At 51.9% G+C, this 21,159-nt stretch carries 22 protein-coding genes and 2 tRNA genes; 13 read left to right on the top strand and 11 right to left on the bottom strand.

The window, feature by feature from the left end; genetic code table 11:
• The first annotated feature begins 142 nt into the window (after positions 1-142).
• From bmt to Z948_RS0115725, 4 genes are all read left to right on the top strand, one after another.
• Complete coding sequence (gene bmt / locus Z948_RS0115740) at positions 143-1,156, top strand: betaine--homocysteine S-methyltransferase (RefSeq protein ID WP_025060514.1); 1,014 nt, start codon at positions 143-145, stop codon at positions 1,154-1,156.
• A 165-nt stretch (positions 1,157-1,321) separates the two neighbouring features.
• The gene (locus Z948_RS0115735; RefSeq protein ID WP_025060513.1) at positions 1,322-2,020 is read left to right on the top strand and encodes a corrinoid protein; all 699 of its coding nucleotides are present in this window, start codon (positions 1,322-1,324) and stop codon (positions 2,018-2,020) included.
• Positions 2,021-2,129: 109 nt separating this feature from the next.
• The gene (locus Z948_RS19080; RefSeq protein ID WP_169736159.1) at positions 2,130-2,285 is read left to right on the top strand and encodes a hypothetical protein; all 156 of its coding nucleotides are present in this window, start codon (positions 2,130-2,132) and stop codon (positions 2,283-2,285) included.
• Positions 2,282-2,917: a DUF1638 domain-containing protein gene (locus tag Z948_RS0115725; RefSeq protein WP_025060512.1), complete on the top strand. Its 636-nt coding sequence runs from the start codon at positions 2,282-2,284 to the stop codon at positions 2,915-2,917. The genes Z948_RS19080 and Z948_RS0115725 overlap by 4 nt, the downstream gene beginning before the upstream one ends.
• Here Z948_RS0115725 and Z948_RS0115720 read toward each other — a convergent pair.
• Positions 2,914-3,324: a SufE family protein gene (locus Z948_RS0115720; RefSeq protein WP_025060511.1), complete on the bottom strand. Its 411-nt coding sequence runs from the start codon at positions 3,322-3,324 to the stop codon at positions 2,914-2,916. The two genes, Z948_RS0115725 and Z948_RS0115720, sit on opposite strands and share 4 nt — an antisense overlap.
• A gap of 132 nt (positions 3,325-3,456) precedes the next feature.
• Here Z948_RS0115720 and Z948_RS0115715 point away from each other — a divergent pair, with 132 nt between their 5' ends.
• On the top strand, positions 3,457-3,981 hold the full coding sequence (locus tag Z948_RS0115715; protein WP_025060510.1) for a hypothetical protein: 525 nt from the start codon (positions 3,457-3,459) through the stop codon (positions 3,979-3,981).
• Positions 3,982-4,096: 115 nt separating this feature from the next.
• On the opposite strand, the gene rnd is transcribed toward Z948_RS0115715, so the two are convergent.
• Genes rnd through purM form a run of 3 tightly spaced genes read right to left on the bottom strand, consistent with a single transcriptional unit; the run spans position 4,097 to position 6,955 of the window.
• Positions 4,097-5,254 (bottom strand): ribonuclease D, encoded by a 1,158-nt coding sequence (gene rnd, locus Z948_RS0115710; RefSeq protein WP_025060509.1) that lies wholly within the window; start codon positions 5,252-5,254, stop codon positions 4,097-4,099.
• Positions 5,255-5,312: 58 nt separating this feature from the next.
• A complete protein-coding gene (purN, locus tag Z948_RS0115705; RefSeq protein ID WP_025060508.1) occupies positions 5,313-5,909 on the bottom strand; it encodes a phosphoribosylglycinamide formyltransferase in 597 nt (198 codons plus the stop codon).
• A complete protein-coding gene (gene purM / locus Z948_RS0115700; RefSeq protein WP_025060507.1) occupies positions 5,909-6,955 on the bottom strand; it encodes a phosphoribosylformylglycinamidine cyclo-ligase in 1,047 nt (348 codons plus the stop codon). Before purM ends, purN begins: the two co-directional genes overlap by 1 nt.
• Positions 6,956-7,071: 116 nt before the next feature.
• Between purM and Z948_RS0115690 the strand changes: the two genes are divergently transcribed.
• Positions 7,072-7,148: transfer RNA gene (locus tag Z948_RS0115690), tRNA-Ile, on the top strand.
• Between the two features lie 142 nt (positions 7,149-7,290).
• Here the strand turns inward: Z948_RS0115690 and Z948_RS0115685 are convergent.
• Positions 7,291-7,743 carry a DUF4442 domain-containing protein gene (locus tag Z948_RS0115685; protein WP_025060506.1) on the bottom strand — a complete coding sequence of 151 codons (453 nt, stop codon included), beginning with the start codon at positions 7,741-7,743 and terminating at the stop codon, positions 7,291-7,293.
• 73 nt (positions 7,744-7,816) lie between these two features.
• Complete coding sequence (locus Z948_RS0115680; RefSeq protein WP_025060505.1) at positions 7,817-9,136, bottom strand: ATP-binding protein; 1,320 nt, start codon at positions 9,134-9,136, stop codon at positions 7,817-7,819.
• Positions 9,137-9,180: 44 nt separating this feature from the next.
• Here Z948_RS0115680 and Z948_RS0115675 point away from each other — a divergent pair, with 44 nt between their 5' ends.
• The 3 genes from Z948_RS0115675 (at position 9,181) to Z948_RS0115665 (ending at position 11,141) form a co-directional block, all read left to right on the top strand.
• Entirely contained in the window at positions 9,181-10,110 is a 930-nt protein-coding gene (locus tag Z948_RS0115675) for an MBL fold metallo-hydrolase (RefSeq protein ID WP_025060504.1), read from the top strand.
• Between the two features lie 58 nt (positions 10,111-10,168).
• A tRNA-Asn gene (locus Z948_RS0115670) sits at positions 10,169-10,243 on the top strand.
• Between the two features lie 220 nt (positions 10,244-10,463).
• Positions 10,464-11,141: a hypothetical protein gene (locus Z948_RS0115665; RefSeq protein WP_211250494.1), complete on the top strand. Its 678-nt coding sequence runs from the start codon at positions 10,464-10,466 to the stop codon at positions 11,139-11,141.
• Positions 11,142-11,233: 92 nt separating this feature from the next.
• Here the strand turns inward: Z948_RS0115665 and drt5 are convergent, their stop codons facing one another.
• From drt5 to Z948_RS0115640, 5 genes are all read right to left on the bottom strand, one after another.
• Positions 11,234-12,700: an antiviral reverse transcriptase Drt5 gene (gene drt5 / locus Z948_RS0115660; protein WP_025060502.1), complete on the bottom strand. Its 1,467-nt coding sequence runs from the start codon at positions 12,698-12,700 to the stop codon at positions 11,234-11,236.
• A gap of 116 nt (positions 12,701-12,816) precedes the next feature.
• Positions 12,817-14,157 (bottom strand): hypothetical protein, encoded by a 1,341-nt coding sequence (locus Z948_RS18990; RefSeq protein WP_156023544.1) that lies wholly within the window; start codon positions 14,155-14,157, stop codon positions 12,817-12,819.
• Positions 14,151-14,840 carry a recombinase family protein gene (locus tag Z948_RS0115650; RefSeq protein WP_025060500.1) on the bottom strand — a complete coding sequence of 230 codons (690 nt, stop codon included), beginning with the start codon at positions 14,838-14,840 and terminating at the stop codon, positions 14,151-14,153. The genes Z948_RS18990 and Z948_RS0115650 overlap by 7 nt, the downstream gene beginning before the upstream one ends.
• Positions 14,841-15,276: 436 nt before the next feature.
• The gene (locus tag Z948_RS0115645) at positions 15,277-15,618 is read right to left on the bottom strand and encodes a helix-turn-helix domain-containing protein (RefSeq protein WP_025060499.1); all 342 of its coding nucleotides are present in this window, start codon (positions 15,616-15,618) and stop codon (positions 15,277-15,279) included.
• A 39-nt stretch (positions 15,619-15,657) separates the two neighbouring features.
• Positions 15,658-16,884: a site-specific integrase gene (locus Z948_RS0115640; protein WP_025060498.1), complete on the bottom strand. Its 1,227-nt coding sequence runs from the start codon at positions 16,882-16,884 to the stop codon at positions 15,658-15,660.
• A 301-nt stretch (positions 16,885-17,185) separates the two neighbouring features.
• Here Z948_RS0115640 and Z948_RS0115635 point away from each other — a divergent pair, with 301 nt between their 5' ends.
• From Z948_RS0115635 to Z948_RS18985, 4 genes are all read left to right on the top strand, one after another.
• On the top strand, positions 17,186-18,880 hold the full coding sequence (locus tag Z948_RS0115635) for a site-specific integrase (protein WP_245604585.1): 1,695 nt from the start codon (positions 17,186-17,188) through the stop codon (positions 18,878-18,880).
• A gap of 241 nt (positions 18,881-19,121) precedes the next feature.
• Positions 19,122-19,877, top strand: a complete 756-nt coding sequence (locus Z948_RS18555; RefSeq protein ID WP_025060496.1) for an HlyC/CorC family transporter associated domain-containing protein — start codon at positions 19,122-19,124, stop codon at positions 19,875-19,877.
• 172 nt (positions 19,878-20,049) lie between these two features.
• On the top strand, positions 20,050-20,358 hold the full coding sequence (locus Z948_RS0115625) for a hypothetical protein (RefSeq protein ID WP_156026504.1): 309 nt from the start codon (positions 20,050-20,052) through the stop codon (positions 20,356-20,358).
• Complete coding sequence (locus Z948_RS18985; protein WP_156026503.1) at positions 20,355-20,501, top strand: hypothetical protein; 147 nt, start codon at positions 20,355-20,357, stop codon at positions 20,499-20,501. Before Z948_RS0115625 ends, Z948_RS18985 begins: the two co-directional genes overlap by 4 nt.
• Positions 20,502-21,159 lie beyond the last annotated feature (658 nt).

Genomic DNA, 21,159 nt, shown 5'->3' with positions numbered 1-21,159 from the left:
GCTGCAAGTATCGGGCGCTTCCTGTAGGTAACTTAACCATTTCTTCACTGCGCCTCATAATCAAGATGAACATTATGAACATTGCTAGAAAATAAAGAGCGTGACAGAAGCCGAGGTGAAACAAACAAAAGCGGTACCTCCTATGTCGAACCTATTTACAGAAATGCTGGCTGAGAAATCAGTGCTTTTGGCGGATGGCGCAACGGGGACCAATTTGTTCAACATGGGCCTCATGTCAGGTGACGCGCCCGAGTTGTGGAACACAGACCAACCCGAAAAAATCCTTACGCTGTACAGAGGTGCGGTGAATGCGGGTTCCGATTTATTCCTCACCAATAGCTTTGGGGCCAATGCATCGCGTCTGAAACTGCACGATGCGCAAAACCGCGCGCATGAGCTAAGCCGCGTGGCCGCTGAGCTGGGGCGCGAGGTTGCCGATACCGCTGGGCGCAAAGTGATTGTTGCAGGATCAGTTGGCCCAACAGGCGAAATTATGGAACCTGTTGGTGCCTTGTCGCATGCCTCTGCCGTTGAAATGTTCCACGAAACCGCGGATGGCCTAAAGGCTGGCGGAGCGGATATTGGTTGGCTTGAAACCATCTCGGCCCCCGAAGAATACCGCGCAGCTGCAGAAGGATTCGCACTGGCGGGTCTGCCGTGGGTCGGCACGATGAGCTTTGACACCGCAGGCCGCACAATGATGGGGCTGACCTCGGCTGGGATGGTCGATATGGTCGAAGACATCGACAATACCCCCCTCGCCTATGGTGCTAACTGTGGCACCGGCGCGTCTGATTTGCTGCGCACGGTTCTTGGCTTTGCGGCAAAGGGGGGCAACCTGCCAATTATTGCAAAAGGCAACGCGGGCATCCCGAAATACCACGATGGCCACATCCACTATGATGGCACGCCTGAATTGATGGGCACATACGCCGTGATGGCCCGCAACTGTGGCGCGCAGATTATTGGCGGTTGCTGTGGCACCATGCCAAGCCATTTGGAAAAAATGCGCGAAGCACTGGATACAACGCCAATGGGATCTGCCCCTTCATTGGAGGAAATCTCGGCGGCGCTGGGGGCGTTTTCATCAGAAAGCGACGGCACCGATGGCGCAGGCCCCACACGCGCGCCACGCCGCGGCCGCCGCCGCGCCTAACGCAGGGTCACAGGCTGGCAATTGGGGCTGAAAAATTGGATCATTTCTGCGGCAGCGCGTCGCAGCTTGTTCGATTGTTGTCGCAAACGCATCAGTATTTTTACCGCAGTCTGACAAATATGAAAAAATACACGGCCAACCAGCCCGCCAAGAAAAGGGAATCCTATGTCTGACGAAGACGATATCATCCTCTCGGAACTCGATGATGAAGAACTTGTACAACAAATGTTCGACGATCTTTACGACGGTCTTAAAGAAGAGATCGAAGAAGGCGTTAACATCCTGATTGAACGCAAATGGGCGCCCTATGATGTTCTGACCAAAGCATTGGTTGGCGGGATGACCATCGTTGGTGCGGACTTCCGCGATGGCATTCTGTTCGTTCCAGAAGTTCTGCTGGCCGCCAACGCGATGAAAGGTGGCATGGCCATCCTCAAGCCGCTGCTGGCCGAAACAGGCGCACCACGTGTCGGCAAGATGGTGATCGGCACCGTCAAAGGCGACATTCACGACATCGGCAAAAACCTTGTGTCCATGATGATGGAAGGTGCTGGTTTCGAAGTGGTTGATCTGGGCATCAACAACCCCGTCGAAAACTATCTGGAAGCACTGGAAAAAGAAGGCCCTGATATTTTGGGCATGTCTGCCCTGCTGACCACCACAATGCCTTATATGAAGGTCGTGATCGACACGATGGTCGAACAAGGCATCCGCGACGATTATATCGTGTTGGTTGGCGGCGCACCGTTGAACGAAGAGTTCGGCAAAGCCATTGGCGCCGACGCCTATTGCCGCGACGCGGCTGTTGCCGTCGAAACAGCAAAAGAATGGGTCGGCCGTAAACACAACAGCCAAAACGCCTGATCGTCCCCTAATCGCGGACGGATAAAGGCCCTGCTGTTTTGCGGGGCCTTTTTTTATGGCTACACACTGCTTAATTTATTCAGGGTATGAAATACGGAAGGGGTTAAAAATGCCTGCTACGACCTTTCTCTTACTCCTGCTCAGTGTGATGGCGGCGGCTGGATTGACCGTTTGGTTGTTGTCTCTTGCCGGTCCATCGGTTTTCGCAGTGGCCGTGCCCGCTGCGTTGATTGCCACCTTTGCATTGCGAAAGTTCGATAGATGAAGCTCGATGACACATCCCTCACCGAAGACGGTCTTGCCCTGAGTGAACAACGCGGCAAGATCCTTGTGATTGCTTGTGGCGCTCTGGCGCGCGAAATCATCGACCTCAAGGCCGCAAACAGCTGGACGCATCTGGATCTCACCTGCTTGCCAGCCAATTACCACCTATACCCCGATAAAATCACCGACGCAGTTCGTGAAAGCGTTGCCAAACACCGCGACGATTATGACGAAATTTTTGTGGCCTATGCGGACTGCGGCACGGGCGGATTGCTACAAGCCGCCTGTAGTGAGCTAGAGGTCCAGATGATCGCAGGGCCCCATTGCTATAGTTTTTTTGAGGGAAACGACCGTTTCGCAGAGATCAGCGAAGACGAGATCACAACCTTTTACCTGACCGATTTTCTGGTCCGCCAATTTGACGCTTTTATCATAAAACCCATGGGGTTAGATAAACATCCTGAACTACGCGACATGTATTTCAGCAATTATGAAAAGCTGGTCTATCAAGCCCAGACAGACAACCCCGCGCTTGTTGAAAAAGCGCGCGATTGCGCCGAGCGTCTAGGCCTCGCCTTTGAGCATCGCTTTACAGGTTACGGCGACTTAGAGACCGCCTTGGGCGACATCTAAACCTCGCGCAAGGCGGTTTCGCGCACCCGTTCGATCATTGCGGTCAAGCCGTTGGATCGTTGGGCAGACAGGTGATCATTCAACCCCAGCCGCCCCATTTCAGCGCGCGCATCTACGGCCAAGACTTCGGCAGGGCTTAGCCCGTTGTACAGGGTACGCAGCACAGCAATCAGGCCAGAAACGATCATCGCATCAGACGCCCCGTCAAAATGCAGCTTTCCATCCTGCATTTCCGCATGCAGCCACACCTGACTGGCGCAACCATCCACTTTGGTCGCTGGCACACATAGCTCTTCGGCCAAGGCATCCATCGCTTTGCCCTGATCAATCACATGGCGATAGCGATCTTCCCAATCGTCCAGAAATTCAAAATCCTCGACGAGCTCTTCAAATTGCTCGGTAGCCATCGGGCGCTCCTTTGATCACTGTTCCCGCATCAGGTAGGCCTTCATTACGCAAACGTCCAGCCCCGCCCCTTCCCAACCACGCAGGGATGGGTTAGATCACTACACATAACAGCAGAATTTACGGCAGGTCACATGCGCATTTCCCTCACTGTTCTCTTGGTAACATCCGTCTCATTAGGGGCATGTGGCTTTGTGCGCGATAGCGCTTTGAACCCTGGCAATTGGTTTGGCCGCAGTACATCCGAACAGATCGAGGTTGCCGATGAAAAGCCGGTAAACCCTTTGATCCCTTCCGAATCCGGCCTTTTTGCCAGAATACGGGCAGACGAAGCCACTTATGAAGGCAGACCTTTCGACGAGATTGTCTCGCTCAAGGTTGAGCGTGTTCCAGGGGGCGCGATCATCAGGGCAACGGGACGTGCAGACCGTCAAGGGATCTATTCGGTACGCCTGACTCCGGCTGATGAGGATGAAAAACCGGTAAAGGGCGTCCTGACATACCGTTTGGAAGGCATAAAGCCTGATGCAAACACACCAGTTGGGGGAACAGCGACACGGGAAGTGACCGCAGCCCGCAAATTAACGGATCAGGATCTGCGCGGTGTGCGCTCAATCCGTGTTGAAGGTGCGCGCAACGCACGGGTTGCTCGCCGCTAACCCCGAAACCTATAGAAACCTCGGATTTTGACTCAAAGGCGAATATCCAGCCTTTGGCCGCGATCAAAAAGCGCCAGTAGGAATGACATCAATACCAGCGCGATGATGGTCGCGCTTAAACAGGTACGACTTTTACGTCATTCCCAACAGCGGTAAGGGCAATCTTGCCTTCACACAGAGAGATGGCATCGTTTCCAAAGACCTCTAAACGCCAGCCAGTCATCGCCTGAACATCCCGCATCCCAGCCGCAATCGCATCAAGGTCCGCCGCTGAGGCGATGAGCTTTGCAGCCACCCCCGAGCTTTCGGTTTTAGCTTTGAGCAAGACGCGCAAAAGATCTGCCAAAGCAGGGTTTACCTGTAGCTTTTCACGTTTGCGATCCGGTTGCGGCAAATCGTTGTTTGCGCAGGCTACACCTGCAGCGACCGCCTTTAGAATCCCCTCGGCGATCTCGCCCTTGCGGGCGTCACGCAACAGTAGGCGCGCGCGCCCTAACTCTTCGTGGTTTTTCGGCTTGTTCGAGGCCAGCTCAACCATCGCGTCGTCTTTGAATACGCGGTTGCGCGGGATATTGCGCTCTTGGGCATAGCCTTCGCGAAAGGCCGCCAATTCGCGCACAATGGCTAGGAAGCGGCCAGAGCTGGTACGCGTTTTCACGCGCTTCCATGCATCGCGAGGGGCTGTGATATAGGTTTCAGGGCTTGTCAGAACTTTCAGCTCTTCCTCAACCCATTTATGGCGCCCGCTTTCCTCTAGCTTGGCGGCGAGGAATTCATATATCTGGCGCAGGTGGGTCACATCGGCCAGCGCATAGGTTTTCTGCGCTTCCGTCAGGGGGCGGCGCGACCAATCGGTGAAACGTGATGTTTTATCAACGCCTTCCTTGGCGATCTTGCGCACCAGCGTTTCATAGCCAACCTGTTCGCCAAACCCGCAAACCATCGCCGCGACCTGCGTATCAAACAGCGGCTCGGGGAAGACTTGGGCATCGACGTAGAAGATTTCCAAATCCTGACGCGCCGCGTGAAATACCTTGACCACCGACGTATCGCGGAACAGATCGTAAAGAGGCTCCATCGAGATGCCGTCAGACAAGGGATCAACCAAAACCGCATTGCTGTCATCCGTGCCAGGCATCGCAAGCTGCACAAGACATAGTTTCGAATAATAGGTCCGCTCCCGCAGGAATTCGGTATCTACAGTCACAAAGGGGTGTTTGGCGGCTTCAGTGCAATATTCGGCCAGTTCGTCAGTGGTGGTAATCGTACGCATACAGCTAAAAATCCTTAGGCTTGCACCAGCGGTACAGAAGACGCACCTGTTTGGCCAGTCAACTTTGCAATAACAATGGGCTACGGTCACCCGTAACAAAACGTCGCAGAACCGCAGGGTATAGGCGATGTTCCTGCACCAGCACCCGTGCGGCAAGGGTTTCAGGCGTGTCACCCTCAAGGACAGGCACCTCGGCTTGACCCAAAATTGGGCCATCATCCAAAGTTGCCGTCACTTCATGCACGCTGCAACCGTGCCGCTTGTCCCCTGCCTCCAGCGCACGCGCATGGGTGTGCAGACCTTTGTATTTGGGCAGGAGTGAGGGGTGGATGTTAATCATCCGCCCTGCCCATTCGTCGTTAAATCCAGCGGTCAGGATGCGCATGAATCCGGCAAGGCAGATCATATCAGGCGCATAGGGTTCCAGCGCGGTGGTAATCGCGGCCTCAAAGGCCACCCGATCCCCAGCAAATGGTCGGTGGTCCACAACAGCCGTCGGCACGCCGCGTTCAGCAGCACGTGCCAGACCGCCTGCATTAGCAGAATTAGCCAGTACCACACAGGGCGTTCCTGCATGGCCTTCACGGGCCATATCATCCAGCAGCGACACCATGTTGGACCCGCCGCCGGAAATGAACACCGCCACCCGCACCATTAGATAAGGCTACCCTCGTAAGAGACGCCCTCTTCCTGAACAACAGTGCCAAGGGTATAGACCGCCTCGCCCATGTCGCTCAGCAATGCTTTGGCCGCGTCAGCCTTTTCCGCAGGCACAACAACGATCATGCCAATGCCCGAGTTGAATGTCTTGAGCAGTTCGGCCTCGGAAATCCCGCCTTGCGCCGCCAACCAGTTGAAGACCGCAGGGAGTTCCCATGCGTTCAAATCAATCTTGGCACCCAGCCCTTCGGGCAGAACGCGCGGCAGGTTTTCGGTCAGGCCGCCACCAGTGATGTGGGCCAATGCGTGCACCATGCCCTCTTTTACAGCGGCAAGCGTCTGTTTGACGTAAAGACGGGTTGGCGCAAGCAGAACCTCACCCAATGTCCCCTCGGCCCATGGGCAGGAATCATCCCATTTCAAACCTGACTGCTCAACAATGGCACGCACAAGGCTATATCCGTTCGAGTGAACGCCATCGCTGGCCAGCCCCAACAGAACGTCACCCGCAGCGACATCACGCGGCAGCGTGCCGCCCCGCTCCATCGCGCCAACGCTAAAGCCGGCAAGGTCAAAATCACCCTCTGGGTACATGCCTGGCATCTCGGCGGTTTCACCACCGATCAAGGCGCAGCCAGATAGCTCACAGCCCTTTGCGATGCCTTCAATGATCCGCGCCGCCACATCAAGCTCTAGCTTGCCCGTTGCGAAATAATCGAGAAAGAACAACGGCTCAGCGCCCTGACAGACCAGATCGTTAACGCACATCGCAACCAGATCGACGCCAACGCCATCAACGTTTCCTGTATCAATCGCGATGCGCAGTTTGGTGCCCACACCATCAGTCGCAGCCACCAATACCGGATCATTATAGCCAGCCGCCTTGAGATCAAATAGCGCGCCAAAGCCACCCAGCCCCGACATAACACCCGGTCTTGTGGTCCGCTTCGCTGCGGGTTTGATCCGCTCTACCAGCGCATTGCCTGCGTCAATATCCACGCCTGCATCGGCATATGTGATCCCGTTTCGCTGCTCACTCATTTTCAAACGCCTCTGGCTGGAAAAACTCTGTTGCTGAGCGAGTTAAATCATTCGGCTCAAAGTCGCAACGCAAACCCTTGACGAAAGCAATTATGCACAATACCAGCATCCGTGGCGGGCCTGTAGCTCAACTGGTTAGAGCAGAGCGCTCATAACGCTTTGGTTGCGGGTTCAAGTCCTGCCGGGCCTACCAAACCGCCAACACCACCCCTCACACCACATGGGCGATGCCAGCATCAGTGCCGCGCCGCGAACGGGAATCGCCAAAGCGATCGTGTGAAGGCATCTGGTTTTGAACCACCTCCAAATGCTCAGATGTGCGCGTTGTTTGGGCGTTAGTTACGCGTCGGGCTGACGTACCAATTCACTTTCATCTCGACGACGGTTTCCTCGTCAGCGTCGCGAATATCAACGGCCACATCAAATGCGACCTTACCGTCGGTTTCGATCTTGGACATAAGCGTTGCACCATCGAGTGAGGTGCGTGCCGTAGCCGTTAACGTACCCTGCGCGAATTTTTTGTAAGTAATCTCGGCCATGGCCGCGACGGGGCGCATTTGCAAAATGACGGGCGCCAAAGCGCCAGCAACAGCGGCCCCCGAAGCGGCCTCGCCCAATGTGAACATCGCGCCCGCATGCTGGCCTTTGATGTGGTTTTCAGTTTCGCGCCGCTGGTCTAGCCGTGCTGTCGCGCTCCCATCCTTGATCTCTAACAGTTCGACACCTGTGTGTGTTGCATAAGGAACAGCCTGCCCGAGGTGGGCTTTGATCATTTCGTAGGGATCCATAAACACTCTCCGCTATCAAACCTGTGAACCAGTTGTGCACAGGAACCGGATTCAACTCAAGCTTGCCTTAAGGTCAGCGGGCAATGACGATATCGGCGCGCAAGCCCCCCAAGCGATCCGACACCCCCAGCCGCAGCACGCCGCCATGGCTGCGCGCGATATCCACCGCAATCGCCAAGCCAAGGCCAACACCGCCGCCTTTGTCTTGGTTACGGGACGGATCAAGACGGGTGAAAGGTCTGGTGGCCTGTTCGCGTTGTTCCTGCGGAATGCCCGGACCATCGTCTTCGACACGAATTCTCAGGGTCTTATCCGTTAACAAAACCGAGACTTCGGCCCGTGCCCCATAGCGGACACCATTTGAGATCAGATTATCAACCGCCCTGCGGATCGCGACTTCGCGCAGTTGAACATGCCCCTGCCCGTCCCCTTCACGCGCCAACAAGGTGACATCGCGCCCAGCACGCTGCGCCCCCTCAACGATATCAGTGACCAGTGCAACAGGATCAACAGGTTCTGGCTCTGCCTCGGCAGCGCCTTTTGCAAAATCCAGAAATTCATCCAGCATTCTTTGCATGTCAGCGACGTCTTGCAACAGAGGCGCGGCTTCGTCTTCGTCTAGCATCGCAAGCCCCAGCCGCAACCGCGTAAGGGGCGTGCGCAAATCATGGCTGACCCCTGATAGCATCAAGGTACGCTGTTCAATGTGGCGTTCAATGCGGTGGCGCATATCCACAAAGGCACTGCCAGCAGCGCGCAGCTCAATCGCTCCCGCTGGCGCATAGGGGATGTGGCGCCCACGGCCAAAAGCTTCGGCCGCGCGGGCAAGCCGTTTGATCGGGCGTAGCTGATTGCGCAGATAGATAATCGCAATGATTGTCATAAAGACCCCCAAGGCAATCGTATAAACAAACATCTGATGCGGGTTTGACGCTGAAATACGCCGACGATCAAAATCCAGCCGAACCAGCCCATGGGTACTGGTGACATATAGAACAACCTCGCCCCCCTCTACGAGGTCTACTGCCGCCAATCCCGCAAGTTGCCCCCCCAAATGCCGCATAAGAACGCTACCGGAATAGTCATACCAAACCCGACGGTTCTGAGGCGCCGCGATTTGAGGCTGGGAAACAGCAATCTCCAGCACCCCCAGTTGCGATTGCACAGCATCAATGCCGCTGGGCAAATCGGCCTCAGCGTCAACGACCTGCATCACCAAAGAGACTTCGCGCAAAACCGTATTGGCCATCTGAACGGTGACGCCTTCAAAATGACGCTGCGCAAAAAGAACGGTTACGACCACCTGCAAAAACACAACGGGCAGCAGCAGGATCAATGCTGCCCTCCCGTAAATCCCACGCGGCATATAGTGTTTGAGCAGGTTCCATGACATGCATAAAACCTAAAGCGTCAACGCCCCAAGCGAAAGGCAAAACAATGCAAGCTCCAGATGACTTTGATCCGCCTATTGGCGTTGCTCAAACCCTCGAACAAGGTTTGCGACGGATTGTTGCGCCAAACCCCTCGCCAATGACCTACCGCGGCACCAACACCTATCTGCTAGGCGACTCCGGATTGGCCGTGATCGATCCAGGCCCCCAGAGCGAGGCACACCTGAAGGCGATCCTTGGCGCCGTTGGGCCTGACCAGCACATCAGCCACATCATCGTCACCCACACCCACCTTGATCACTCCCCTCTGGCGCGGCCGCTTTCTGATCATTGCGGAGCGCCCATTCTGGCGTTTGGCAATGCCCAGGCTGGCAGATCCCCCATTATGCAACAGCTCGCAGCAGCGGGTACTGTCGGAGGCGGCGAAGGGATTGATGAAGCATTTCAGCCCGATCAAATCGTCGCAGATGGCGACATCATTCAAGGTGACAACTGGCAGCTAAACGTAATCCACACCCCCGGCCATATCGGAAACCACATCAGCTTGGGATGGAACGACAGCTGCTTTACGGCCGACCATGTTATGGGTTGGGCTTCTTCATTGGTTTCCCCGCCCGACGGCGACCTGACAGACTTCATGGCCTCTTGCGCCCGCCTTCAGGAAACAGACTGGCGTGTATTCTACCCCGGTCATGGCGGCCAAATAGACGACCCAGCCGCCCGCCTCGCATGGCTGGTGAACCATCGCCGCACGCGCGAGGCCGCCATTCTGGCAGGTTTGGCCGAAAAGCCCAAAAACGCAAAATCCCTTGCACAAGAGATATATACCGAGACCCCACCAGCCCTTTTGGGCGCAGCAATCAGGAACGTTTTGGCGCATTTGATCGACCTGAAAGGCCGAGGTTTCGTCACCCATAATGGGACCTTACAAGAAGGCGTAACCTTCTCCCTTTTAGCCCCTACAGAAAATATTTGAAAAACTACGAAAAGCCTCTGGACGCGCCAAAAAACCGCCGCTATATGATGCGAACCGTTCCGACGTAGCTCAGCGGTAGAGCAGTTGACTGTTAATCAATTGGTCGTAGGTTCGATCCCTACCGTCGGAGCCATAGAATTCAAGGGCTTAGCATTGATTGCTGAGCCCTTTTTCTTTTCTGATCTGCCTATTGGGCCCACATAGGACGCAACGGGTAATCCTGTTTAGACACCCTCTTAAAGTACCAATTAGTAGCTTCGAGCTATGATAGTTTTTTTTCGTGAGCTTCATGAAATCAGGATACTAATCGCAGGAAAGACGAGCTATGAGCTATGTTAATTTTGGGAAGCACTATGGCACGCATGTTTACAAAAATTAAGGTAAAAGCACTTAGGTGGCTATTAAACGACTATGTGAACGCGCATCTGGCAAGCCGAGAATGGCATGAGGAGCAGTTTGATTACATAACAGATACAGGTTTGGCAAAGCGGCTGTCCGAAGAGTTCATGTCAGCGCGGCACATATACAAAATGCTAAGGGCGATTGAGGCAGAAGACTGGTTACAACGTGCCCAAGTTAGGGTGCAGGTTTTAATGTATGCGTCCATATATGAGGCCGCTTTACACCATGTACTATTCGATCAGAACGCAACTGCTCCGGAGGTCATTCAACTCACTCAGCGGAACACGTTGAAGAAAATTTCGATACCTGAAAACTCTCTCAAAGAACTTCACAAGCATCTGGAGCATGATGGTAGAGAGATTATTCCCAGTTATCACGCTGTTGTGCCATCCGATATTACGAAAGTTCGCTTTGATGCAAAGGCCAATTGTGCGTTTAACCTAGGGATTATCGATAATGATTTGCGTGACGATCTGATTGAAATCTACGCCGCTAGAAATGCGATACACATTCATGCTGAAATAAGAAAATCTCAAAAATATGAATTGAACTTAGCAAAAAAATCTTACAGGCGCATGAAACCATTCGCTGAGCAACTTCGCACTTATTGCAATGCTATCAATACATAATAAAAGAGTAAAAACGGCTGGGTTGGTCCATCTCGCTCAAAATATGGGTGCGATGCAATCATTGGATAAACCGCATCTTCATTAAGAAGAGGCTATGCAATGATATCTTTTATAAGCTTATTCATCGGTGAAGAGTTAGCGAAGTACTCAAGTTTATGATTTCTTGAGATTGGAGGCAAATTTCTATGCCCTACAGCGCTCGCCCAAGCCAACCAATCTGAACGGCCAGCGACTAAGTGCTCGTCCCGCAACTCTGTTAGACCAAACCTGTTGTCTGCAATCTCGAGTATTTTAGCCTTCGAAATGGTGGTTGAATTTTTGTGGTTGTACAATGCATCGACGATTTCAGCAGCCTTCGTTGATCCCATTAGACTGTCCTGCAAAATCCAAGCAAACCAGAATAACTGATACTCTTGGAGGCCGTCAAATTTAGCAGCCTTAAGAACAAAGTCAGCGACGAACTCTTTATCTTTGATGTGGTGGGAAAATGACCAAATGCTCTTTGCCAGATGTGGGAAGCTGATCGCAAATTGCCCTATGTAAGGTAAAACCTCCTCGGTATGGTCACGAAAGAGGCTCAAGATAAGTTCTGCATCCTCCTCCTCTAAATGGTCTGCCTTCAGCATTCCCTTTATATACTTAATCTCGTCGGCACTCATCTGTATGGCATCAACGGCGGCATCCAAATCGTCTAAGTAGGCAAGGATTGCGGCTTTCCGCCGTTTCTGAAGCAAGCCAGCTTTTACTCCATCCACCTGATCCTCAACCTCAACACCTGCAACACCTTTAACTGTCGTCTTGCTTGGATTAACGGAAAGCCCTTTTTGTCCAAGGAGTTTTTGAACGAGGTAAAAGTCCTCAGACAAATCTTGCTGATTATCGGAATATAGAACAAAGTCATCCATAAAGCGGACAACGGCCTTCGCCTTCAAGCCATGGTGTTGTTCGACAAAACGAAGAAAATCATTGCCCACCATTTTTGCTGGGTACATTCCCTGAGGCCAACAGTCGATGCTACGCCCAGAGTTGCTCTGCCTCATGTATGTTCCCAGAGCATTTACATCATCGATACTTGCTCCTGCGTTCGCAAACCAAGACACGATGTCATGATGGTATATGCCATTAAAGTAAGATGCTACATCGAAGCTGATCGAATGTTTGAACTTGCTCGAATACGCCACAAGTGCTTTTTTAAAGCCCGAATAGGACGCAGTTGCAGTCAACGGCTCGGATTTTTCAAACCTATACCCAAAGTGCTTTTTGTCAGCGCCAAAGGGTTTTCGAAACTTTAACTTATTGCGAAAGATAACCGTGTAGAGAAAGTACTCAGCGACCGGGTCTAGCTTAACCGTTCGGCGAAGGTGTCCGCGAGGTTTCGATGCGTAAACCCGTGTTTGCGCTAAAAACTGATAGGCCGCATCAGCTGGCTTCTTACTCAAACATCTCTGTACATACGCCTCGAGCAAAGGTTCACCATTCTCAAAAAGCACCTTACATGTTTCCATTGGAAATAGGGTGCTAGAAAAGTCAAAGAGGAAAAATTCTTTTGCAGTCTTCACGATGCTTCCTTAATCTTCAGGCGCTTGACCGGCATTGCCCTGTCGGTTTTAGTTCGCAAGAAAGTGTCCGCTTGCAGCGACTGATGGTGATATGTTCATTGCAGCTCAGTAACTAACTAACGGTATCTGCGCAAACTTATTAGTGCGTCATGATATTCATCCGTGATAACACAAATGCTGCTGCGCGGCTTAACACTCCTTAGTATACCGCGCTCCTTTAACCCTCTAATTGCGCTTTTCATGGGATCGTTCCCGTAAGCGGCCACACGACCAAAACTAACAAGCGCAGCAATAATTGCTTCAGCTACGTAGCGATCTTGAGCGTTCTGTGTGATCAGGTGCATGAGCTGAAGAGCAGTTGCTCGCCCGGGAGGTGGTGGTGCCGCTGTAATCGATTGTATGAGCGGTGCTAGTCGGTCAGCGGCTTCCTGAGCCAGAGAAGGTATCAAGGACACAATCCCTTCCACGCTAGCCTGAGACCGCTGGCCTGCCACCACATTAATCGCGTCATCTTTGATTGTAACCTCAAACCTTACCCGTCTTGTTGTTTTCGCGTAAATCTTAACTTTAATTTTAGAGGTCAGTTGAACGGTAAGGCATGGGCTTTGATTAGTTGTCCTAAGCGATCCAGTGGAAATGTCATAAAAATCCTCCGAAACCACCTGACCATGCTGCATAACCCTTTCCCGTAAAGAGGCAACAAAATCAATCGGGCTCTCAGCGTCGAATTCCCAATAAAACTCAATTGCTCTTAGCGAGAAATACGGTGCTAGATGGGCTGAAGCCCCTTCCCCGTCAAATGCTCCCTGCATGGCATTGTTAAGCATGTCCTGCGCAATGTTTAGGTAACGCTGCATCTGGACGCTCCGACTGTCCTTGAGTGCAAAAGCGTACTTCTTATTGGGACCAATAATAACGTTCGTTGCAGGCAACAGCGGCACTTCATCAGCATACCAACTAGTTTCCGGCGAAATCGCCATGACATAATTAGAAGCCAGCCTTGGCCGGTCAGATCGACTTCTATGGTGTAGGCGCTGGGCTTGCAAAAATCTTGTGAGGTTAAGCTGAGTTTTAAAAGAAATACGTTCTGTCTCGCCCGGTTGGCGGGTAGTCGGTCGATAGCGCCAGTTCGGTCGTTCTACGGTTCCAGAGATTAGTGCGCTCGCTTGATTGAGGCTATCGGTTCTTGGGTTTGTAGAAAACCTTAACCCTCGAATTTCGTAAAATCTCTCGACGATATGGCTGTTGAACAATGGAACGGAACCGCCATCAACGTTAGGTATCTCGGCCAAACGTAACTGAGAGAGAGCGCCGCAAATATCAACTAGTTCCCCAGATAGCAGCCAGTCGCCAATATCTAAGTCGATCCGATCAATGAAGGCATCGTTTGCATCAATTACTGTGTTTGGCGTTAGTTGCCGCACAAAGTCTGATCTTCTGACTATTGGGTTTAACATGGGGGGTTAGTAAATTTCCCGGTGGTAGAAAGGTTCAATTCTGCATAGCGCTGCCAAGACCTTTGAACTGTCGTTGGATGCCACTTACCACCTGAATAGCTTGTGATATTGTCAGAATTTAGCCTATCGACAATTTTTCGAACCGACATGCCTTCCGCCTTTAGCACCTCAATAATAGGGCCAATGGCTCTACTGTGATCGTTTGCTTCATCCACCTTTTTGGCGGCGAGCTGTTTGCAGGATACGCCTAGTCTAACACCGCGACGTTTTGCAGCTTGGAGAGCGTGCTTGGTACGTTCACTTATCCGCCGCCCCTCCTCCTCTGCCATAGCAGCATAAACGTGCAACATGAATTTATCAGCGTTTGGCATGTCCGCAGCTCGAAAAGGTACGCCTGTTTCGATCAGACCAGAGATGAAATGTACGTTTCTGGCAAGACGGTCGAGCTTGGCAATTATAAGGGTAGCTTTTTGCCGCTTGCAGGCATCGATTGCAGCTTTCAGTTGCGAACGTGAATTTCGCTTACCACTCTCTACTTCCACATACTCTTCTATAAGTTCTCCGCCACTTTGAGCGACAAAGGCATCTACAACAGATTTTTGCGCTTCAAGTCCTAGGCCGCTTTTGCCCTGTCGTTCTGTCGAAACCCGAATATATGAAATAAATGCTGTTGGCTGATCCATGCTGTGCTCCTACGGACGTTGGTTCGTGTGTGTACAAATCTGGTCACCACGGCTTCCAATTGATAGGTTTGGTCAGCATGTTTGTGAGCTTTACCGACCTCGTGTCTTTTTGACACCGTTCAAGCAGGGTATTCCCCTGTAATCACTGAGTTTTAGAGCCCCTTAAGGCATATTAAAAATAGCATCGACTGACGTGCATAGCCCTGCGCAACAGGTTTCTTTAATTTTTTTATTAATTTTATATAGTTACACCAAATTTTCACTCAATTCGTTATGTCTAGAGCTCATATAACAAGGATCAGGCTGTATAGGAGTTTTCGTACTTTGCCCTACTCGCAATATGTTATGTCGTTCCCATTTACTGTTCTGGCCTGCCAGCCAATGAGAGATACCCGGGGGGTGATTGATATATTTTGCGAATATTTGGTTCCCAAAGCTACTTATCCTCTTCTGATGGCCAAGTCGTTTTGCCATCTCTTATATAGTCATGCAGATCGGCAACGTCGTAATATATTGAACCGCTTTTTGAGTACGCTTTTGGTCCGCCGCCCGTAGAGCGTAGGTTCCTCAGTGTCTGTTCTCGCTTGTTGACCATCCTTGCCGCGTATTTTGTATCACAGTACTGGCCATCGGGAGAAATCCAACCTCCGCTGATTTGCTCTTTAAGTTCAGCAATTTCAGATTTTAGTTTCATGATCTGCCGCCTGCAAATAGCAAGTTCGTTGCCTCTAAATTGCTTCTTCAATCTCCTTACTGGTTTTTTTTGTTTATCTTCCATAAACCGAGGTCTCCTGCTGGTGGATGCGTATCCCAAATTTTAATCGACCACCTTCTTTCGGTTTTTATCGATCTGTTCCATGGCATTTTCAAGGTCACTCCGGATTGCACCTTCAAATGGGTGTGCATACCGCATTGTTGTTTTGGGGCTTGTATGGCGTAGAATAGCTTGGGCAGAGTAGAGACCGCCGTTTTTTGCTACATACGTTCCAACAGTATGACGAATATCCTTAAGGCATGCGTCGGGAAGTTCCGCGACTTCACACACCCGCTTCCAAGGACGCACTAGTGACTTTAGTCGCTCGCCAGCCACCGCGCCCTGAAAGACCCACCCTTCTCGATGTTCGCTTGCAATCGATTGCAGGAATTCGAGCGCCGTACCCGCAAGCGGTAGCCGAGCCTCTCCCGTTTTTGTGTTGTGTAGCCGCGCTACCGCACCTTCAAAATCGACGTTTTCCCACTTGAGGTTCAGCACCTCGCTAGGCCTACAGCCAGTATAGAATAGTAGAGTGATTGCATCGAATGCAGGTCCACTTTTCAGCATTTCACCTCTGAGTTCGTCAATCGCAGCGAATATTCGGCTTTGCTCATCATCTGAGAAGTAATGTTGTTTAGGGCGCTCTTTATTCATCTTAATTCGCGAAGCGGGGTTGCTACCCCTCGGAATTATCTCCCAATCCTCTGCCTTAAACATCATTGCTTTCAACACACTCAGCATTCGGTTTGCTCGAACAGGTGTATCAGCCATAGCAAAGTGAATTGCCTCAACATCCGAGCGCTTGACCTCAACCATCGCCAGCCTGCCAATGCGCGGTAAAACTCGTGAACGAAGAACCCGGTCATACTCTTTGTAGGTAGATGGGGCCAATCGAGGTTTAGCTTGTTCTTCAAGGTATTTCTCCGCGAACTCAGCAACAGTGACCGCATGACGCTTGCCGAGCCGATCACTTGCGGGATCACCGCCGGAGCTGATATCGGCAGCAAGTGTGAGTGCTTTACGTCTTACCTCTGCTACAGTGAACTCTGAGAACTTCCCTATGTTTACCTTTCGCTGCCGACCAAACTCTGTCCGATACCTATAAACAAATACCTTGCGGCCAGTCGGTGTTACCTTCAAAGACAGCCCGGCAGTTTTAGGGTCGTTAATCGTGTAGTCGGAACCGCGCGGTTCAGCTATTCTAAGGCCTGCCTCAGTAAATGTTGGTTCGCGGGTTAAAGGCGATGAACTACGCTTAACGAGTTTTCGTTTCAGTTTTTTAGGGCGCATATAGGACACAAGCCTCCGGTTAAAATCGGTATGGCATAGTTATAATCTGTAGGTTGCTTCCTTAAAATCCTGAAATAAATTAGATACTTAGGGGATTTAGTAAGTCTAAGTATATATCGGTAAGTCTCATTTTTCGCCTGTTAATCAATTGGTCGTAGGTTCGATCCCTACCGTCGGAGCCATTTCCCTCATAAGTACTTGTTATATAAGCCCTTATGAGGGGAATGGTCTTTAACTGCGGCACCGCAGTGTACCACCATCTCTGCCATTTGCGTTCCATCCGTTTTCAGAGAACGGAACGATGATGAACACACAGCCCCACCTTTCAAAACGCGGCGATGTTTACCAATGGCGACGCAAGACCAGACGCTTTTCCACAGGAAACATCGATATCAAGCTGTCGTTAGGGACGACAGATCGTCAGCACGCGCTTATCTTGGCACGCAAGGTCAGTGCTGAGAGTGATATGATCATGGAACAAATCGTTGGAAGTCGGATCACGCCAGAACATGGTCGTGCGTTTCTGTCTGAGGTGATCCGTAAAGAACGGGCTAAGATTGCCCAGCTCAGCATGTTCAGTCGCGTGGACAGCCTTGATCCAGATGACGACGCCCGCCACGATGCCGCTATGGCCGAGGCATGGCAACGTATCTCGTTGCATGGCATCAATCACCACGTTTCGGAGGAAGCGTCCGATCTGGTGCGCGATAATATCGATTTGATCCGCAGCGACCTGAACAGCCATCCTCGCAAGCAGGCCCTCCAGCGGATCTTCCAAGAACAAACAGGGCAGGATCAGTTGTCAGCGCTGGAATACATGCAGGTTATTGACTTGTTTGTATCCGGAAAAGCAAAAGCGTGGATCGAAGACGATCCCACAGAGGCCCTGAAGGCCAATGTGTTGAGCAGCGCGCCCAGTGGTGACCCTGCCCTGCCCTCTTCTAACCTCCGGGCCATCGTTGAACGTATGAACGCCATCAAGCGCACTGAAGGCATCGAGGAAAAGACGCTACGCCAATACCTGAGCTTTGCGGCGCTCTTTGAGATGCTGATGGGACATGATGACATTACTCAAATTCGCCAACCGGATGTGAAGGCCTTCCGCGCCGACCTCGCCCAGATGCCGAAAAACTGGGGTAAAAGCCCCAAGGATCAGGCTTCAACACGCGACGAGGTAATGGCGAAAGCTGCTTCGCTGCCCCCTGATAAGGTTGGCCTGTCAGTCGGGACCATCAACCGTCACCTTGATCACCTCAATCAGATTGCGGATTGGGCGCGGGATGAAGGCTTGGCCGTTGACCTCAATCTCAAGCCATCGAAGCTGCGCCGCAAAGAAACCGTCCGCGCGCGCGATAAACGCGACGCGTTCTCTGTTGAGCAACTGCATGTGGTCTTTCAAAACCCAGTCTGGACTGGCTCACATTCGGAGCATCACCAGACGAAAGTTGGACAAGAAATTTTCAAGAACGGCATCTACTGGTGTCCCTTGATTGGCGCCTATACTGGCGCTCGCAGAGAAGAAATCGCGGGCCTTGCCCCCTCTGACATTGTAGAAAGTGATGGCGTTGCCTGCTTCTCAATCGAAGATTCAGAGCTGCGCCGAATCAAAAACCTGTCTTCACGCCGTTTGATCCCCATCCATTCCCACCTGATAGATCTTGGCTTTTTGGATTATGTGCAGGAAGCAAGAAGGAACAAACAAACCAGCCTCTTCCCCGAACTATACGAAGCTGGGAATGACGCGTTCGGCCGCAAGGTAGGACGCCGGATGCGACAGATCATTGATCAGCAGCTTGGCGCGGAAGGCAAAAAACTCTCCTTTCACAGTTTTCGGCACTACGTGCAGAACCAGCTTGATCATGCTGGTATTGATGACAAGGTGGTTCGCGATATCACCGGACATGAAGGCAAGGACATCCACGACAAGGTTTATCGAAAGGCGTCGCCGATGCAGTCTCTTGTTGAGGCCCTCGAAATACTCCCCAAAATCATCTGACCTCGCCAACATCACCCATCATTGAGGCGTTACAAAGGGCGGAAACCGGACCTTCGTTGCAGTTGCGTGGTGTGGGTTCACCGTATGAGAAAGCAGAGGTTCTGCAGCACGTTGCACTTTCAAGCGCAGCTAACTGCAGCAAAGAGCCCAGACCTACCAATTGCTGCATGGCGCACGGATGTCTGCTTCCAACGGTTGGCCATTTTGGAGTAAGGTGAGCTGAGATTTCTGGAGCAACACTGTGCACAAACCGCAGGGCCGACTGACTGATGTATTTAACTTGCCAGACGATGAATCTGGTGAGCCTCGAACCGTCCTGATGTTAGATCAGCTCACACACGTTCCAGAGACCGGAGACGTATTGCAGGTCGCCAACCGGAAACTGACGATTGCTCAAGTTGATGGGCGGCGGATAAGGAATTGCCTGACAGGATGGAAGATGGCTGGGCGGGGTAGTGTTGCCGTCCTGGTCAACGAGCCTACAGACGCTCTACGACCATTCGCACAGCGCCCAGACTGGCTTTTAGTCACTTGGACTCCTAAAGACGAATTGCCTTGGCACTTCACAACTGACGATTTGCCAGCTTTTACGCAGCTCAATATAGAATGGAACGCGCATCCAAACGATGTTGGCCTCAAGATTGAGCATAATGGGCAAACGCTATTGGCTCGTATGCGACCAAACCCGTATGTCTATCGTCAGTACGAAAATATACCCGAAATTGTAGTCTGCTTCAAAGGCTGCGCGCAGTATCGTGTGACGCCAGTGAATGACCACGGCTGGTACGGGGGGCAATGCCGTTTCAGCGGGCTCGCACCGTCATGGGCCGAGTTCTACGAAATTTCTGGCGATACACGAGACGACATGGAGTCGACACCTTGGAATTTGATGAAGGGGTCTGGAACACGGCATTTCCACTTCTATCTAAGAGACGAGGCCCTTGAGGTGAAAGCGCAAGACTGGTCGTTCGACGCCGGAAGCGGGCCTTCGATCTAGGCCTTCGAACGGCAGAAAAGTCCGCAGAGCGGACAGTCGCTTCCCGCCTCGACGCTGATTTTGTGTGCAAACGCGGCGAACGGCAGGTGTGAGCCCTTCTTGACCAGAAGCTCTCGACCAACTTGTGGGCTCAGACTATGGTAATAGGGGGGATGAAAAGCTAAATGCAGCAATGGCTAATCTTACTGGAGCTTTTTTTCTTGGAGGTAGTTTGATGACCAATGAAATAGATCTGCACGCGGCAAATCATGTGCCAGCTTCTGGGTTGGGCCGATCGCTGGTATATTACTATTTTGTTTTGATTTTGTCGGTGCCGGTCATCCTGTTTGGCATAACCAATACCACTTTGAAATTCGGTATTCTTGCTTTGATGTTAAGCGCTTTGGTTGCGCCGCCGGTATACGTTTTGCGGAAAAAGCGAAGACTGCGTGCGCTTCGTCAAGCACAGGTTACGGCGCTAAGAAAACGTTCCGACGAATGACTGCTGCAGCGGTGGACAACGGTCACTTTGTCCGCATAGCAGACCTTGATACTGCCGACTTGCTCTCAGAACCGTTGGCACGTGCAGCGAAAGTCGGCAAAGAGCCCATGTTGACCTCGCTGCCTCTGGAATGCAGTATTTAAAACATTGCCGACGGTGCAGAGAACCAGATTTGAGGCGATAGATGCCAGTTACTTGGAAAATAATCGGCACAGCAGTTGCCAGTTTTGCGGTGGCATGGCTTCTATTTGTGTCGTTTTACCGACCAACCGACCATGAATATCTCATCACCACAACATCCTATTACTTCAAGCGTATGTCTGAAATCGGGCACACAGGCAGCGCGTCGTTTTCCGATTGTAGGCTCGAGCAAGCTGACGCCTCCGAGCGAGATTTGGGAATTTCGATGTTTGGGCTCTGTAGAAGCGAAACCGACGTCGAGACATTTCACTTTTCTATCGCCATGAGTGCTACCGCGAAATTCGTTTTCAGTGACATGGAACAGCGAAGCGCAAACGAGTGATGGCAGCTAAGTCCGCGATGCAGCCATCCAATAAGGAAAAATGCTGCGCTAACGGGTCAATGTCTGCTTCGGGGAAGCTGCTATGCAGCAAATAGACATCCGATCAATGGCAGCTAAGGGCCGTTCGCATTGTTGTGAATGCGCTACAAAAGGGCGGGAAGCCGACATTCGCCGCAATTTCAAAGTATAGGTCCACCGTATGAGAAAGCAGACGTTCGGCATTGCGTTGCACTTTCAAGCGCAGCGAACGGCGGCAACGAGCCGATTTTGTTGAAAAA

It is taken from the genome of Sulfitobacter donghicola DSW-25 = KCTC 12864 = JCM 14565 (genome assembly GCF_000622405.1).
Classification (GTDB): domain Bacteria; phylum Pseudomonadota; class Alphaproteobacteria; order Rhodobacterales; family Rhodobacteraceae; genus Sulfitobacter; species Sulfitobacter donghicola.
Note: the sequence above shows the minus strand (reverse complement) of the source record. Positions and strands in the feature narration are given on the sequence as shown.